The 14,692-nt window shown below is 38.2% G+C and carries 16 protein-coding genes; 2 read left to right on the plus strand and 14 right to left on the minus strand.

The window, feature by feature from the left end; translation table 11 throughout:
• Positions 1–13: 13 nt before the first annotated feature.
• On the minus strand, positions 14–1,033 hold the full coding sequence (locus bsdcttw_RS17605) for a LacI family DNA-binding transcriptional regulator (protein ID WP_185256131.1): 1,020 nt from the start codon (positions 1,031–1,033) through the stop codon (positions 14–16).
• 227 nt (positions 1,034–1,260) lie between these two features.
• Between bsdcttw_RS17605 and bsdcttw_RS17610 the strand changes: the two genes are divergently transcribed.
• Complete coding sequence (locus tag bsdcttw_RS17610) at positions 1,261–2,436, plus strand: ISL3 family transposase (RefSeq protein ID WP_185255255.1); 1,176 nt, start codon at positions 1,261–1,263, stop codon at positions 2,434–2,436.
• Positions 2,437–2,584: 148 nt separating this feature from the next.
• Here bsdcttw_RS17610 and pflA read toward each other — a convergent pair whose 3' ends face one another.
• The 7 genes from pflA to bsdcttw_RS17645 all read right to left on the minus strand — a co-directional run bounded on the left by pflA (position 2,585) and on the right by bsdcttw_RS17645 (position 9,710).
• Positions 2,585–3,319, minus strand: a complete 735-nt coding sequence (gene pflA / locus bsdcttw_RS17615; protein WP_185256132.1) for a pyruvate formate-lyase-activating protein — start codon at positions 3,317–3,319, stop codon at positions 2,585–2,587.
• Between the two features lie 168 nt (positions 3,320–3,487).
• Complete coding sequence (gene pflB / locus bsdcttw_RS17620; protein ID WP_185256133.1) at positions 3,488–5,713, minus strand: formate C-acetyltransferase; 2,226 nt, start codon at positions 5,711–5,713, stop codon at positions 3,488–3,490.
• A gap of 240 nt (positions 5,714–5,953) precedes the next feature.
• Entirely contained in the window at positions 5,954–6,676 is a 723-nt protein-coding gene (locus tag bsdcttw_RS17625) for an amino acid ABC transporter ATP-binding protein (RefSeq protein ID WP_185256134.1), read from the minus strand.
• On the minus strand, positions 6,663–7,301 hold the full coding sequence (locus bsdcttw_RS17630; protein ID WP_225903877.1) for an amino acid ABC transporter permease: 639 nt from the start codon (positions 7,299–7,301) through the stop codon (positions 6,663–6,665). Before bsdcttw_RS17630 ends, bsdcttw_RS17625 begins: the two co-directional genes overlap by 14 nt.
• A gap of 175 nt (positions 7,302–7,476) precedes the next feature.
• Positions 7,477–8,244: a transporter substrate-binding domain-containing protein gene (locus bsdcttw_RS17635; protein WP_185256136.1), complete on the minus strand. Its 768-nt coding sequence runs from the start codon at positions 8,242–8,244 to the stop codon at positions 7,477–7,479.
• Between the two features lie 265 nt (positions 8,245–8,509).
• Positions 8,510–9,136 carry a histidine phosphatase family protein gene (locus bsdcttw_RS17640; protein WP_185256137.1) on the minus strand — a complete coding sequence of 209 codons (627 nt, stop codon included), beginning with the start codon at positions 9,134–9,136 and terminating at the stop codon, positions 8,510–8,512.
• 64 nt (positions 9,137–9,200) lie between these two features.
• Positions 9,201–9,710, minus strand: a complete 510-nt coding sequence (locus bsdcttw_RS17645; protein ID WP_185256138.1) for an RrF2 family transcriptional regulator — start codon at positions 9,708–9,710, stop codon at positions 9,201–9,203.
• A 266-nt stretch (positions 9,711–9,976) separates the two neighbouring features.
• Between bsdcttw_RS17645 and bsdcttw_RS17650 the strand changes: the two genes are divergently transcribed.
• Entirely contained in the window at positions 9,977–10,351 is a 375-nt protein-coding gene (locus bsdcttw_RS17650) for a pyridoxamine 5'-phosphate oxidase family protein (protein ID WP_185256139.1), read from the plus strand.
• Between the two features lie 322 nt (positions 10,352–10,673).
• Here bsdcttw_RS17650 and rlmH read toward each other — a convergent pair whose 3' ends face one another.
• The 6 genes from rlmH to bsdcttw_RS17680 all read right to left on the minus strand — a co-directional run bounded on the left by rlmH (position 10,674) and on the right by bsdcttw_RS17680 (position 14,641).
• On the minus strand, positions 10,674–11,153 hold the full coding sequence (gene rlmH, locus bsdcttw_RS17655) for a 23S rRNA (pseudouridine(1915)-N(3))-methyltransferase RlmH (protein ID WP_185256140.1): 480 nt from the start codon (positions 11,151–11,153) through the stop codon (positions 10,674–10,676).
• 33 nt (positions 11,154–11,186) lie between these two features.
• The gene (locus bsdcttw_RS17660) at positions 11,187–11,774 is read right to left on the minus strand and encodes a histidine phosphatase family protein (protein ID WP_185256141.1); all 588 of its coding nucleotides are present in this window, start codon (positions 11,772–11,774) and stop codon (positions 11,187–11,189) included.
• A gap of 183 nt (positions 11,775–11,957) precedes the next feature.
• Positions 11,958–12,383 carry a threonine/serine exporter family protein gene (locus tag bsdcttw_RS17665; protein WP_330602240.1) on the minus strand — a complete coding sequence of 142 codons (426 nt, stop codon included), beginning with the start codon at positions 12,381–12,383 and terminating at the stop codon, positions 11,958–11,960.
• Positions 12,380–13,156 carry a threonine/serine exporter family protein gene (locus tag bsdcttw_RS17670; protein ID WP_185256142.1) on the minus strand — a complete coding sequence of 259 codons (777 nt, stop codon included), beginning with the start codon at positions 13,154–13,156 and terminating at the stop codon, positions 12,380–12,382. Before bsdcttw_RS17670 ends, bsdcttw_RS17665 begins: the two co-directional genes overlap by 4 nt.
• A 344-nt stretch (positions 13,157–13,500) precedes the next feature.
• Positions 13,501–13,839, minus strand: coding sequence for a PH domain-containing protein (locus tag bsdcttw_RS17675; RefSeq protein WP_185256143.1), 339 nt, complete (start codon positions 13,837–13,839; stop codon positions 13,501–13,503).
• A 25-nt stretch (positions 13,840–13,864) separates the two neighbouring features.
• Entirely contained in the window at positions 13,865–14,641 is a 777-nt protein-coding gene (locus tag bsdcttw_RS17680; protein ID WP_185256144.1) for a DUF4352 domain-containing protein, read from the minus strand.
• Positions 14,642–14,692: the final 51 nt, after the last annotated feature.

The raw sequence follows: 14,692 nt of genomic DNA on the forward strand, positions 1-14,692 counted from the left end.
AGGGGGATTATTTTTACTTTTTCAGCATTTTAACACTTTGACGAACAACTAGCTTTGTAGGAAGAATAATTAATCTCTCTTCAATCTCTTCCCCAGTGACGAGTTTAAGAATCTTTTCTACTGCTATCTCACCTTTCAGGGTTACATCCTGGTGAATTGTAGTTAAGGACGGCCTTACTATCCGTGCATATGCATTGTCATCAAAGCCAGCGATAGATATATCTTCTGGTATTCTCTTTCCATGATCTCTTAAATAATTCATGATTAGCACCGCATATGTGTCCGAAACACAGAAAAGCGCCGTATAGCCTTTCGTATACTCCAATAAGTCTCTCAGACATGCATCCAATTCCTTCTCACCCGGAGTAATCAAAAAGAAATCCTTATCTTTGTAAGTTACTCCTTGTTCCCGCAGTGCCTGTTTATAGCCAAGGAACCTTTCTTTATCCCCGCCCAGACAGTTATCGGCAACAAAACCTATTCTGCTGTGTCCGCAATCCAGCAGATATTTTGTAATATCATAGGCTCCCTGTAAATCATTAAGCCCGACATTGATATATTCATTTACCTCTTCACTGAAGTAGCAGTCAATAAAAACCATAGGCTTATTGATTTTACTTTTAAACAGGATACAATCGTCCCCTGTCATGCCAAATAATATGAGTCCATCTACATTCCAGGTTGATACATAATTGATAATCTGTTTCAGATCCTCAGATATATAAATCATTAAAAAATAGCCGCTGATACGCAGGGATTTTTCAACAGCTCCCACCAATTCACCAATAAAGGTATCCTTTAGGGCATTTTCATATTTATCACTTTTAGCCTTCATGGCAAACCCAATAATTTTAGATTTATTCTGTGCCAGGTTTCTCGCATTCATATTGGGTACATATTCATATTCTTCAATCAGCTTTTGTACCTTCTCAATGGTCTTTTGCGATACCTGACCTGTTTTTCCATGGATGACATTATTAACAGTGGTTGTACTAATTCCCAACATATCTGCTATCTCTTTAATAGTTATCACTACGAATCCCCCACTTTGTGTTGAATTTTAAAGAACTGCTGCATCATCCCTTAAGGGAACTCCTTTGCAGCAGTTCTATCTGTTAGTATATTTTAATGGTTCTATAATAAATGTTGGGGTGTGTAAATAAAACACATTCCAACTTTTATTTTTATGTTTTATAATAAAAGAAACCTCCCTCGAAAATGCCGTCTACCAAACAACCACTTTCAAAGGAGGATCTCTCAATGCATTCTAATTGTACCAGAAAACTTTTAGGATTAGAAGATATTTTAATTAAAAATGTAATTCAAGCTGACTCTTTTGTCCGTATTTATATCGAAACAAAGCCATCGACACAGATCTGTCCTCATTGTGGCAAACAGACAAAACGCATTCATGATTACCGCTCTCAGACAATTAAGGACCTCCCATTTCAGCTTAAGCACACTTATTTGGTGTTGAGAAAGAGACGTTATTCCTGTAGTTGCGGGAAAAGGTTCCTCGAGAAATATACTTTTCTCGCTCCTTACAAAAGGCGTACCCTTAGATTGTCTTATAAAATCATCGACCTACTCAGGAATCTACGCAGCATGAAGTCCGTTGCTGTTGATACGAATGTTTCCGTTAGTACCGTTTCCCGGTTATTGGATACCATCAACTACTCCTCCCCTTCTGTTCCTGAGTGCATCTCAATTGATGAGTTTAAAGGTAATACGGATGCTGGAAAGTTCCAGTGTATTCTGGTAGATGCAAAGAAACATCGTATTCTTGATATTCTACCTGACAGAACTCAGAAGCATTTATCCGCCTATTTCCGTACATGGAACCGCACCCAAAGGTATCGAGTGAAGTTCTTTATCTGTGATATGTGGGAACCGTATGTAGACTTGGCGAAAGCCTATTTTCCTAATGCAACTATTATAATTGACAAATATCACTTCATTCGATATGTTACTTGGGCGATTGAAAATGTAAGAAAACGCCTTCAAAAGAAGATGCCTTCGAATTTGCGCAGGTACTACAAGAGAAGCCGGAAGCTGATACTTACAAGATATAATAAACTAAAAGAGGAGAACAAGAAGGCTTGCGATCTGATGCTACTTTATAATGATGATCTGAGGACTGCCCACCGACTTAAGGAATGGTTTTATGAAATCTGCCAGAGCGAGAAGTATAAGTATCAACGGGAAGGATTCTGGGAATGGGTGAAGACAGCTGAAAAATCAGGTATTCCCGAATTTGAAGCCTGTGCGAAGACTTATCGGAATTGGTCACAAGGTATTTTGAATGCCTTTAAGTACAAATATACCAACGGACCTACAGAAGGGTATAATAACAAGATAAAAGTATTAAAAAGGGTATCTTTTGGCATGAAGAATTTCGAGAGGTTCCGTACAAGGATTATACATAGTTCTATCTAAATAAAAAGAAGACGGCAGGAGGTTTATTTCTCATGCCCTAAAACATGGATTATAGACCAGTACATTAAAATAGCTCTAAACTCAGTGATGGAGTGGGATTCAAATGAATCCCACCCCCATCATTGACAAAGAGCCATTTTAATCTTGGCTAATTTGCAAGGGGTATTCCGGAAGTACGAAAAATCCCCTTCACTTCTTCCAGTAACTTTTTATCCGGCTCTTTGGTATCAAACAATTTGTATTCGTATCCCAATGCCTGCCACTTGTATTCACCCATCTTATGGAAGGGAAGAACCTCTATTCTTGTGATATTCGGATAATTTTCAAGGTGTGCTGCCAAACCCTTGACACCTTCCAGATTGTCCGTCAATCCCGGAACTAATACATAACGAATCCAGGTATTGATTTCCTTCTCTCTCGTATAATCCAAGAATTTAAGAGTCGGTGCTAATTCCACCCCTGTAACATTGTTATAAACAACGGGATCGAAATTCTTTATATCCAAAAGTACTAAATTTGCATATTCCAGAACTTTCTCTACCGTTTCAGAGAATACATATCCGGAAGTATCAATTGCCACCGATATGCCTTCCGCCTTACATCTTTTACTCATTTCCAGTATAAAATCAGCCTGTAAAAGGGGTTCACCACCGGTAAAGGTTACTCCTCCCCCCGAAAATGACATATAGGATTTGTATCTAATAATCTCATTCATAAGCTGATCCGGTGTATATTCCGTGCCTTTTGTCGTATCCCAGGTATCAGGATTATGGCAAAATTGACATCTTAGTGGACATCCCTGCATAAATACCACAAATCGGACGCCAGGCCCGTCTACTGTACCGCAGCTTTCTACTGAGTGTATTCTTCCTATTGTAGCCATAGTGGCTCACTCCTTCCGCTTTGCTTGTCGTATAGAACCTATTGTTAAATGTGGGGTTTGAGACCACTGCAGACGAATTGAATCCTGTCTGCCTGACAAAATACCAATCTTCTTTCATGGAACCAAACCCCTCATCTTGTATATTTAGTTTAATTAAACTGCCGCTAATTACCTTTCGTGGAAAGTACGGTTGATAACGTCAAGCTGCTGTTCTCTGCTTAATTTAACGAAATTAACAGCATAACCTGAAACACGGATAGTAAGCTGAGGATACTTTTCCGGATGATCCATCGCATCCATGAGTGTCTCTCTGTCAAATACATTTACATTAATATGATGTCCTTTATCGAAGAAGAATCCATCTAAAAGTCCTACAAGATTGCCGACTCTCTCTGTCTCATTCTTTCCTAAAGCTTTTGGTACAATGGAGAAGGTATAGGATATACCATCCTCTGCATGTCTGTAAGGAAGCTTTGCAACAGACGCCATAGAAGCAACAGCACCTTTCTTATCTCTTCCATGCATAGGGTTCGCACCTGGTGCAAAAGGTTCTCCTGCCTTTCTTCCGTCAGGTGTATTACCGGTCTTCTTACCGTAAACAACGTTTGATGTAATTGTAAGAACGGAAAGTGTCTGTTTCGCATTACGATAAGTCTTGAACTTACGAAGCTTGTTCATAAATCTTTCTACCAGCTCTACCGCAATCTGATCCACACGGTCATCATTGTTACCGAATGCAGGATATTCGCCTTCTATTTCATAATCTACGGCAAGACCTTTTTCATCACGGATAATCTTAACCTTTGCGTATTTTGCTGCGGATAAGGAATCAGCTACTACGGAGAGGCCGGCAATACCACAAGCTTCCGTACGCAGAATTGAGATGTCGTGAAGAGCCATCTGCAGTCTCTCATAGTTATATTTATCGTGCATATAGTGAATAACATTTAAGGTGTTAATATATAATTCAGCCAGCCATTCAAGTGTCTGGTCAAACTTAAGCAGCAGCTCATCATAATCCAGATATTCTCCCCTTACCGGTTCAAACATAGGTCCGACTTGCTCTCCTGTCTTCTCATCCTTACCGCCGTTTATAGCATAAAGAAGAGCTTTGGCAAGGTTAGCACGTGCTCCGAAGAACTGCATCTGCTTTCCTACTCTCATAGCAGATACACAGCAGGCAATCGCATAATCATCGCCCCATACATCTCTCATAATATCATCACTCTCATACTGGATGGAGCTTGTATCAATTGATACTTTGGCACAGAAATCCTTAAATGCCTGAGGAAGAAATGTTGACCATAATACTGTGAGGTTCGGTTCCGGTGCCGGTCCAAGGTTATAAAGGGTATGAAGCACACGGAAACTGCTCTTGGTTACCAGCGTACGTCCGTCAAGTCCCATTCCGCCGATGGCCTCTGTTACCCAAGTAGGGTCTCCGGAGAATAAATCATTGTAGGATGGAGTACGAAGGAAACGCACCATACGTAATTTCATAACGAACTGATCAACGATCTCCTGAACTTCCTCTTCTGTAATCAAACCGTTCTTTAAATCTCTTTCATAATAAATATCAAGGAAAGTACTAACTCTACCAAGACTCATGGCAGCTCCGTCCTGTTCCTTAATAGCACCAAGATAAGCAAAATAAGTCCACTGAGTTGCTTCCAGAGAGTTCTTTGCAGGACCGCTGATATCACAGCCATATCTTGCTGCCATTGCTTTTAACTCTTTCAGGGCGTTGATCTGCTCAGAGATTTCTTCTCTTAACAGGATCTCCGGTGATTCCAGGGTATTACGTTCAAGAAGCTTCTTCTGGTCTTGTTTCTCCTGAATTAGAGCATCTACACCATATAATGCTACTCTTCTGTAATCTCCGATGATACGGCCTCTTCCGTAAGCATCCGGAAGGCCTGTAATAATTCCGGTGTGTCTTGCCTTTCTCATAGAATCAGTGTAAGCTGCAAAAACACCGTCATTGTGGGTCTTTCTGAGATGGGTGTAGATTTCTTCGGTTCTCTCATCCAGCTTATATCCATAGGATTCCAGCGCATTCTTAACCACACGGATTCCGCCGTTAGGCATAATGCCTCTCTTTAAAGGCTTATCTGTCTGAAAGCCGACAATAATTTCATTTTCTTTATCCAGATATCCTGCTCCAAAAGCTGTTATGGTAGAAGGTTTTGTAGTTTCTGCGTCTACAACACCTTTCTCTGTTTCCACTAACATCAGCTCCAGAACTTTGTCCCAAAGCTTTTTCGTCCTATCGGTAGGACCGGCTAAGAAAGAGCCGTCTCCTTCATAGGGTGTATAATTATGTTGAATGAAGCTTCTGACATTGATATCTGTCATCCAGCTTCCAGGTGCAAAACCGTTCCATTCTTCTCTCATGAATTTCCTCCTAAACTTGCATATGCACTCTTGTATGTTAATATCAGAAGGGCATAATTATCTTCTATACAACTGTGCCTTGCAGGCAATTTATATATCTTGTAGTTAATCAGAAAAATACTAACTAATACATCTATATATAGAAATATAAAAGAATACGACCTGACTTGTCAATACTTTTATTGAGAATTTTTATCATTTAGGAGAAACTGCTAGTAATCTGATTCATGGAGTCCTTTCTTACAGCACTTTTGATAAGAATTCTTTCAGTCTTGGATTTGTAGGATTGCCAAAGAATTCCTGAGGGCTATTTTGCTCCATAATCATCCCCTGATCCATAAAGAGAACTCTGGTCCCAACCTCTCTGGCAAAACCCATTTCGTGGGTTACTACCACCATGGTCATACCATCTGCAGCTAGTTCCTTCATAAGCTCTAATACTTCTCCAACCATTTCAGGGTCCAGTGCCGAAGTTGGTTCGTCAAAAAGCATTACATCCGGATTCATTGCAAGGGCTCTGGCAATAGCAATTCTCTGTTTTTGACCACCGGATAGCTGTTTTGGATAACTGTCTGCTTTTTCAGGGAGCCCTACACGCTTTAGGAGCTCGGCAGCTCTTACATCAGCTTCCTCTTTATTCATCACACCAAGCTTTATAGGTGCTAAGGTAATATTTTCTTTTACTGTTTTATGAGGGAATAAATTAAATTGCTGGAATACCATTCCCATTTTCCTTCTTAATATATTAATATCATTCTTAGGATCTAAGATATTCTTTCCTTCAAACCATATTTCACCGCCATCCGGCACCTCAAGGAGATTAAGACAACGCAGAAATGTAGATTTACCAGAACCGGAAGGACCGATAACAACAATCTTCTCTCCCTTTTCTATGGTTTCTGAGATGTTATTTAATACGATATGGGAGCCGAATTGCTTTTTAAGATTTTTAGTTTGTATCACCTTGGTCCATCCTCCTTTCAATAAAACGTAACAGCTTTGTAAAACCTAAAACCATGATAAGATAGCATACTGCAGCAATCATAAGAGGCGGTATAACATCATAGGTTCTGGAGCCAATATACTGTGCTGCTTTTGATAAATCCGTAACAGCAATAATACTTGCTACGGAGGTTTCTTTAATCAGAACAATAAACTCATTGCCAAGAGCAGGTAAAATATTTTTGATTGCCTGAGGCATAATAATTGTAAACATTGTTTGATTGCCGTTTAAACCAAGGGAGCGCCCTGCTTCATATTGTCCTTTATCTATGGATTCTATGCCGGCTCTCACAATTTCTGCCACATAAGCACCTGAGTTAATACCAAAACAGATACCGGCAACAATTATTTCATTGGTATCTCTGGCGGTAAACACCATGTTATAGATAATTAACAGCTGTAATAGAACCGGTGTACCCCTAATTACAGTTACATATAAATTACAAAGGCTTTTTATCCATTTCAGCCCTTTAATATTTCCGGTAGAAAAACGTGCTACTGCTACCAATATTCCAAGGAAAGCGCCAATCATCAAAGCGATTAATGATATCAGCAGGGTATTCCCTAATCCCTGTAAATATGACATATATCGATGCTCTGTAATAAATGAATCATAATAGCTTTGGCCTACACTACTAAACCACTCAAAAATTGCATTCAAAGTTTCTTCTCCTTTTTTACGCATAATTAGCAGCAGACAATAGTACCTTGGCTGCTGCTAATTATTATGTCTTTTAATTTATAAATAATAATTAGATTATTTATTGACCACTTGTTTTCGTATGATTTGCAGTAAATTCTTCTATCTTACCGTCTGCAATCAATTGGTCAATAACTTTGTTAATCTTGTCAAGAAGTTCCTGATTTCCCTTCTTAACAGCAATCGCATATTTATCTTCGAAAAGCACGTCATCAGTACCATCGTCTTTCTTTATGATTACAAGAGAATCATTAGATGCAACCAGTTCCTTTGCGGGATATTGATCCATTACGATACAATCAATTTTATTATTCTTAAGGTCTTCCGCAGCCTGAACGAACTTGGAATATCTTTTGATATCCTTTGGTGTTACATTATCCGGATTTGATACATAGAAATCAGCAATATTACCTTCCTGAACACCTACAATTTTGTCATTCAAGTCCGCTGCACTGGTTACCGTAGCCGCATCCTTGTTAACTACGACCACTTCAGTAGAGTTTACATACTCATGAGAGAAATCCATCTTCTTTTTACGTTCATCATCAACAGAAACTCCTGCTGCCACAAGATCAACTTTACCCTTTTGTACTGCTACAAGAGCTCCTTGGAAATCCATGTTCTTAATTACAAGTTCTTTCCCCATAGAATCTGCAATTGCCTGTGCAATATCCATATCAATACCTACTACCTTATCACCCTCCATGTATTCATAAGGTGCAAACCCTGCTTCGGTACCCACAATCAACTTATTGTCATTTGATTTACCGCATCCGGCTAAAGATACAGCCGTCACTGCTGCTAATAGTAAACATACAATTTTCTTCATCTTAACCTCTTTCCTGAATATCCAACAGAATTGAATATTCGTAAAATTTTACTTGAATTATACTTCTCTTTTCAAACTACAATATGTATCTATCCAATCACATAGCTCTATAAAAATACGTCAGGAAAAGGTACTGAGACTTCCCTTACGAATGGAAGACACTTAATAATTATTTAAAAAAACTTATATTAATGCTAGTATTGTACCATGTTTTTTTCAAAATTCAAGTATTTTTATTCAAAATTAAGAATATTTTTTCGGAGACTTATAGATTAACTCTTAACAATTCGTCCTGCCCTTCCAGATGGGCATAATCGTTAAACCGCTGCAGATAAAACCGCTCTCTGTCCTTACTGTAAACCAGATGTGTTATACTGGTATTTTCAAGTGATATTCCAAGCAACAGCTTTTTACTCATATCTAGTCCCAATAACCCTGATACCAAAGCCCTGATAACCCCCCCATGAGTCACAACTGCAACATTGGACTTATCTGAGTGTATAATTTCTCCCACTGTCTCCATAGCTCTGTCAAATACTTCCCTGCCGCATTCTCCCCCTGGATAAGGAAGATCCTCTTGTAATAACAATTGCTTTCGTTTAAAATCTCCGAATTCCTTTTCAATTTCATCATTTGACTTGCCTTCCAGGAAACCAAAGGATATTTCCCGAATATCCTCCCGAATGATATGGTCAAGTTTCAGATATTCGTTTAAGATTCCCGCTGTTTCCACTGCTCTTATCAGATTACTGGAATAGAGCGCGTCAATATTGTAACTTTTAAGGCGTCTGCCAAGAAGATGGGCTTGTTTTTTCCCTTCTTCCGCTAAATCCACATTCACATTGCATAGTGGACTGCTCTGTCTGCCATGTCTTATTAAATATATATTCATAATTCTCTCCGTTCCAATAAACATTCGCTCACTCCCCTTCGATGATAATATCCTATGGGATGTATTAAGTCAGCTTCGATTTTGTATGGGTGAACCATTCGATGGTCGCTTCCCTTTGCTCTTTCGGTAATTTATCCTTAACCTGAGCATGAAGCCATTCTAATGTCTTATTTTTCAGATATTGCCGCATCTGTTCTTCCGCTTCCAGCATTACGACTTTTATTAAACAAGGGCATTTCGTATGGGAATCCGGCAGATTATTCTTATCCAGAAGGAGCTCATTCTGCCTGATTTCAGCACATTGAAACATTGGAGAGGATCCTTCTACTGCCTCAATCACATTCCAAAAGCTTATGTTTTCTGGTGCCAGTGCCAGAGCATACCCACCATTAACCCCGGGAATGGCTTTTACAATTCCTGCTTTCCTTAATTTTGTGTATACCTTTGACAGATAGGTTTCCGAAACCCCCTGATAGGTTGCTAAATCCTTAATTCCCACTGATTTTCCCGGCGGAACATCTATCATGTATAATAAACAATGCAATGCATACTCAACGCCTATCGAAAATTGCATTCGTATCATCCTCTCATATTACGATATAATCTTCCCACATAATACTTTATTATTTTTTGTTAGTCAATATCTATTCCATTATTATAGATAATATTTATCCGCAATATACTTTAACATTGACAATATTAAAAACTCATTGTATAATTCAAATTACAGATAACACTTATCTGTAATATCTGTATAAAGAAAAACTATTACTCATATCGTTTTTCTTTCAGAAATTCTCATATGTGTTATGTTAATAAATCTCAGGAGGATATAAAGTAATGTTTACAGACAAATTTCATGATGTTATAAACCACGAAGGAGTAGTATCAATTGTATCCTGGGGAACAGAGGAACCCCATGTAACGAACACCTGGAACTCTTATTTAGTTATAACGGAGGATGAGCGAATTTTAATTCCGGCAGCAGGCATGCGCAGTACGCAAGCAGATGTTTCTCAGAATAATAAAGTGAAAGTAACCCTGGGCAGCAGAGAGGTTGAAGGATACAATAATTATCAGGGGACTGGATTTTTATTAGAAGGAACTGCAAAATTTCTAGAATCCGGAGCAGATTTCGAGCGTATGAAAGAGAAATTCCCTTTCTTAAGCAGAGTATTAGAGATAACCGCTGTGTCTGCTAAACAATTGCTCTAAGAATTTGATACAGCATATCATATTCTGCTAGTATTATTTCAAAGTTAGCTCATCAAATAAAACGAGCCTTCTATAAACCAAATATAGAATAATACTTCAGACTGCAGATAAGTTCTTCGGACCTTGCCTGCGGTCTGTTCCATTATACTATCTATCTGTTTTCAGGCAGCTACATTTGGTGTAAGTTTAAAGGCAGATGGGTTAATAATAACACCTGCTTTTTGTAAAAGAGGAATTCCTTTTAACAGCAAAAAAAGCGGCAAGGTCAGTATTATAACCAACCTGCCGCTTATAATCCTTGAAATCCTGACAAGACTCTTATTTATTTATGGTAGGGCTCGCCTGCAGTTATACGGTAAGCTCTATATATCTGTTCCAATAGAATAACCCTCATTAACTGATGGGGAAATGTCATTTTTGAAAAACTGATAAGAGCATCGGATCTTTTAATAACTGCTTCACTCAAACCCAGTGAGCCTCCAATAATAAACGTAAGATGACTTTTGCCGTTGGTTCGCAGCTTCTCAAGTTGCTCGGCAAATTCTACAGAATCATACATCTTTCCTTCAATAGCAAGTGCAAAGACAAAAGAACCCTCCTTTACCTGCTTTAAGATTCTTTCGCCTTCCATATGTTTAATCTGCAGTTCTTCCGCTTCGCTGGCACCATCCGGAGTTTTTTCATCAGAAACTTCCACGATTTCCAGCTTTGTATATCTGCTTAATCTTTTAGAGTACTCTAAGATAGCCTGAGTCAGGTAATTTTCTTTTATCTTACCGACACCTATTACTGTAATTTTCATTTTAACTGCCAGCCTTCCTGCCTATGCTTCACCTTATGATATTTCAGTTTCTCCCAGTTCAGGCATAGAAGTTTCTCTTATAGGGTCTTCTTTTACATACTGGTATAGTACTCCATTTTTTACCCGTCTTATTTTTTCTCCTGTAAACTCTCGTTTTTTAAGCTCTTTTTGAAAGTTATATAGCATGAAGCCATGAAATACTATCAGAATATTTTCTTGTGACCAATCAATTTTATCCAGGAACTCATTTATACGCTTTCTGGTCCCTTCTCTGGATTCCGGCTGGCTTTTTGACTTAAAATACCAAGCAAGCCTGCCGCATACATGCCATACTTCAAAAGGCAGTTTTATTCTTTCTGTATGTATAAAAGGAGCATTATCAACTTCCCGAAGTAATTTGTCTATATGTAAATGTCCGCTGTAAACTTCTTTCGCCGTCGTTATTGCCCTTGGAAGATCACTTACATAACAGATATCCCACTTACTTCCATACATTTCAACTTTATTTTTTATAACCTTCGCTCTTTCATAATGCTCAGACCATTCACGAAATTCCTCCGAGGTCATCATCTTTTTATGCGGACAATTTACCTTAAAATGTCTTACTAATCCAATTCTCATGTCTTCTCCTGTAAATAAATGTTTCTTTCTAACCATCCTATGGAGTGGAAATTACTACTTAATTTCCATACTATCAAACATACTTTTCCAAGTTTATATGAATGAGGTATTCATTAATTCACAATACCTATTATATTCTAGCTGGTTTTGATTTATATTGCAAGAAAGGATTATTCCCAATTTTTATCCCTTCTTCTGAAATACCCTGAATATGGTATCCATGATAAAAATAGCAAGAGCTATCATACCAGCAGTCTGAATGGTTTCATTCATGTAATGACCTGCCAGAGAATTGTTATTGGTTATCAGGTTATAAACAATACGATACATACCGACTCCGGGAACCAACGGTAATATACCGGCAATAAGAAATAATGTAACCGGAGTCTTTAACAATCTTGCAAAGCTATGGGATATCAAGGCTACCATAAGCGCAGCAAAAAACATACGTCCAGGTACACTTAACCCCGTCGGCTCTAACAACAGATATACAAACCAGCCCACTGCCCCTACAAGACCTGCCTGCCAGAGAAATTTTTTAGGTACACCAATGATAACAGCGAAGGCAACGACTGCAATGAAAGCTCCTACTACCTGTGCAAACATCATAGGATAGCACCTCCTGTCAGACAAGAATAAAGTGCTATTCCTATACCAATACCCACTGCACTGGAAGCTGCCAGGACAAAGGATTCAATTGCTCTTGCTCCCCCTGACATATAATCTCCCTGTAATGTGTCCCTAATTGCATTGGTTATAGCAACTCCCGGAAGCAAGGGCATGATAGAACCACCAATCAATGCATCCAGCTGAATATAGCTTCCCATATAATGCAGGAATATCATACTGTTTAGAGCAATTAAGACAGAAGCTGTCAGATTCTTTATAAAGGTGTTTATATTCAATTTCATAGTAAGGATTGTAACTAATACAATGAATCCTCCATTTAAGCCTGCTATAATACTATTTAGCAGATCACCGCCAAGAAGAATGGTAAACGCAGAAGAACCAACTATCGTGCATGGATAAATCAGGTAGTTACTGTACTGCTTCCTGGTCTTAATACTTTTGAGTTCCAGAAAGGCTTCTTCTATAGTTATAATACCGGAACATAAATTTCTGGAGACATTATTGGTTTCATATATATAGGCTATATTAGTCACACGGTTTTCCACTCTCTTCACAAGAGTAATGCTATCGATTGCTGTATCATCAAGGCACAAAAAGATACCGGTTGGAGTTACAAAGGCTTCTGTTTTCTCAAGCCCGGAAGTCTTTAGAATTCTGCTCATTGTATCTTCAACCCTGTAGGTTTCTGCACCGCTTATTAACATGATTTCGCCTGCCAGCATGGCAGTATCTGCAAGTAGCTTATAATTCATAGTGTTTAGAACTCCGTTCTTACCTTCGAGATAAATGTTCACATTTTATTTTTATTATCTTCATACTTTACTCATAAATTTATTCTATAATATTCTTAGAAAGTGAAACAAAGTTTTATTATTAGCTTCACCTTCTCCTCCCCCATATTATATATAAAGGTGTCGATACACCACATAACTGCCGAAAGAAATCTTTTCCATGAGATTAATTTCGGCAGTTTTATATTATCTATTTGTAAGCCTGCAGACTCGTTTGCTTCCTAACTGGTGAAGTATCAATGGATTAAAGGCTAGGTATTGCACACAGATAAGGACAAGCTAAAAAGCTCGTCCCTTTGTTAATGTTATATTTCCATTGTATGCAATGCTCTTCTTTTCCTTCTGGCCTCTTCTGAAGCTGTCAATAAAAATTCTTTTATTTCAGACGCCTTTTTTATATGCAGAATCCTTAATTCCGGATGGGTGGTATCTCCGGTGTAACAGGTTAAGGAACCTAATCCATAGAATCTTTCCCAAAAACTCTTCGTAAGCTTCACATCCTGAACTTTATACATATAGGCATCATCTACAGTAATGTTCAAAAACCCACTGGTTATCGTTATCTTCTCATCAGATATGGTATAAGAGGTAAATGTGAGAGGCAGTCCAAATAACTTCGTCCGCTTTTTTTCTGTATAAATCATTGCTATGCTCCTTTAAGGAATTCCATTATTCATTCAAATTTATTTCTGTATTTTGTCCGTTTAGTGAAATGCTTAGAGCGAGCCCGGATTTATTAACATTCTCAGGCACATCAAATACTAATACCGCAACATCTGATTTACCGCTTTTTAAAGTATAATCAATATAATTTAAGTCTGTATCCAGCAACGTAACCATTGGTTTATAGGTTTTTCCGTTCGCTAAATGCAGCTTATAACCTATATGTAACTGTCCTAAATCCAATGTAACTGCTTTTTTGGCTATATTGCTGACCTTAAAAGATACTACCAAAAGCTTACTTCCGCTCGAAGGCTGCAGAGTAAAATAGTCATTTCTCTGGGCGTAGGAATCATAGAACTTATATCCAGAATATTTTACCTGATAGTTGTTATTGCTCAGAATCTTATAAAATTCCTGATAAGTTAAACTGCTAGGTTCCTTCGCAGTATTAGCCGTGCTGTTATCTTTTACTGATGCATCTTTATCTGATACATTTTCATTCTGACTGCTGCTATTTGTTTCATTGTTATTTACATCACTTCCTGTGTCCTTCGCAGTATCTACTGCAGTAGCAGAGGATGTATTTTTATCTGCAGTTTTTTTATTTGCATTTTCATCCGGATAAATCAGACCTTCCATATAATTATCCGTATATCTTAATACAGAACCTGCCATATATTCCGCTATTACATCGCTTTGTTTATCTGATAACTCTGTTAGCTGCGCACAGCCTGTCAATAATAAACCACATGCCATAACCAGCGCTAAGAATGTTTTTTTCATAGTTGGCTCCCATCTGCGTACTTTAGCACGCGTATATATTCAGGGGGAGTA

Source organism: Anaerocolumna chitinilytica (genome assembly GCF_014218355.1).
GTDB classification, from domain to species: domain Bacteria; phylum Bacillota; class Clostridia; order Lachnospirales; family Lachnospiraceae; genus Anaerocolumna; species Anaerocolumna chitinilytica.

Excerpts from the sequence above, each read along its gene's own strand:
- bsdcttw_RS17610 (WP_185255255.1), top strand. The coding sequence starts at position 1,261 with ATGCATTCTAATTGTACCAGAAAACTTTTAGGATTAGAAGATATTTTA.
- pflA (WP_185256132.1), bottom strand. The coding sequence starts at position 3,319 with ATGGCTACAATAGGAAGAATACACTCAGTAGAAAGCTGCGGTACAGTA.
- pflB (WP_185256133.1), bottom strand. The coding sequence starts at position 5,713 with ATGAGAGAAGAATGGAACGGTTTTGCACCTGGAAGCTGGATGACAGAT.
- bsdcttw_RS17630 (WP_225903877.1), bottom strand. The coding sequence starts at position 7,301 with ATGTCATATTTACAGGGATTAGGGAATACCCTGCTGATATCATTAATC.
- bsdcttw_RS17635 (WP_185256136.1), bottom strand. The coding sequence starts at position 8,244 with ATGAAGAAAATTGTATGTTTACTATTAGCAGCAGTGACGGCTGTATCT.
- bsdcttw_RS17640 (WP_185256137.1), bottom strand. The coding sequence starts at position 9,136 with ATGAATATATATTTAATAAGACATGGCAGACAGAGCAGTCCACTATGC.
- bsdcttw_RS17645 (WP_185256138.1), bottom strand. The coding sequence starts at position 9,710 with ATGCAATTTTCGATAGGCGTTGAGTATGCATTGCATTGTTTATTATAC.
- bsdcttw_RS17650 (WP_185256139.1), top strand. The coding sequence starts at position 9,977 with ATGTTTACAGACAAATTTCATGATGTTATAAACCACGAAGGAGTAGTA.
- rlmH (WP_185256140.1), bottom strand. The coding sequence starts at position 11,153 with ATGAAAATTACAGTAATAGGTGTCGGTAAGATAAAAGAAAATTACCTG.
- bsdcttw_RS17660 (WP_185256141.1), bottom strand. The coding sequence starts at position 11,774 with ATGAGAATTGGATTAGTAAGACATTTTAAGGTAAATTGTCCGCATAAA.
- bsdcttw_RS17665 (WP_330602240.1), bottom strand. The coding sequence starts at position 12,383 with ATGATGTTTGCACAGGTAGTAGGAGCTTTCATTGCAGTCGTTGCCTTC.
- bsdcttw_RS17670 (WP_185256142.1), bottom strand. The coding sequence starts at position 13,156 with ATGAATTATAAGCTACTTGCAGATACTGCCATGCTGGCAGGCGAAATC.
- bsdcttw_RS17675 (WP_185256143.1), bottom strand. The coding sequence starts at position 13,839 with ATGATTTATACAGAAAAAAAGCGGACGAAGTTATTTGGACTGCCTCTC.
- bsdcttw_RS17680 (WP_185256144.1), bottom strand. The coding sequence starts at position 14,641 with ATGAAAAAAACATTCTTAGCGCTGGTTATGGCATGTGGTTTATTATTG.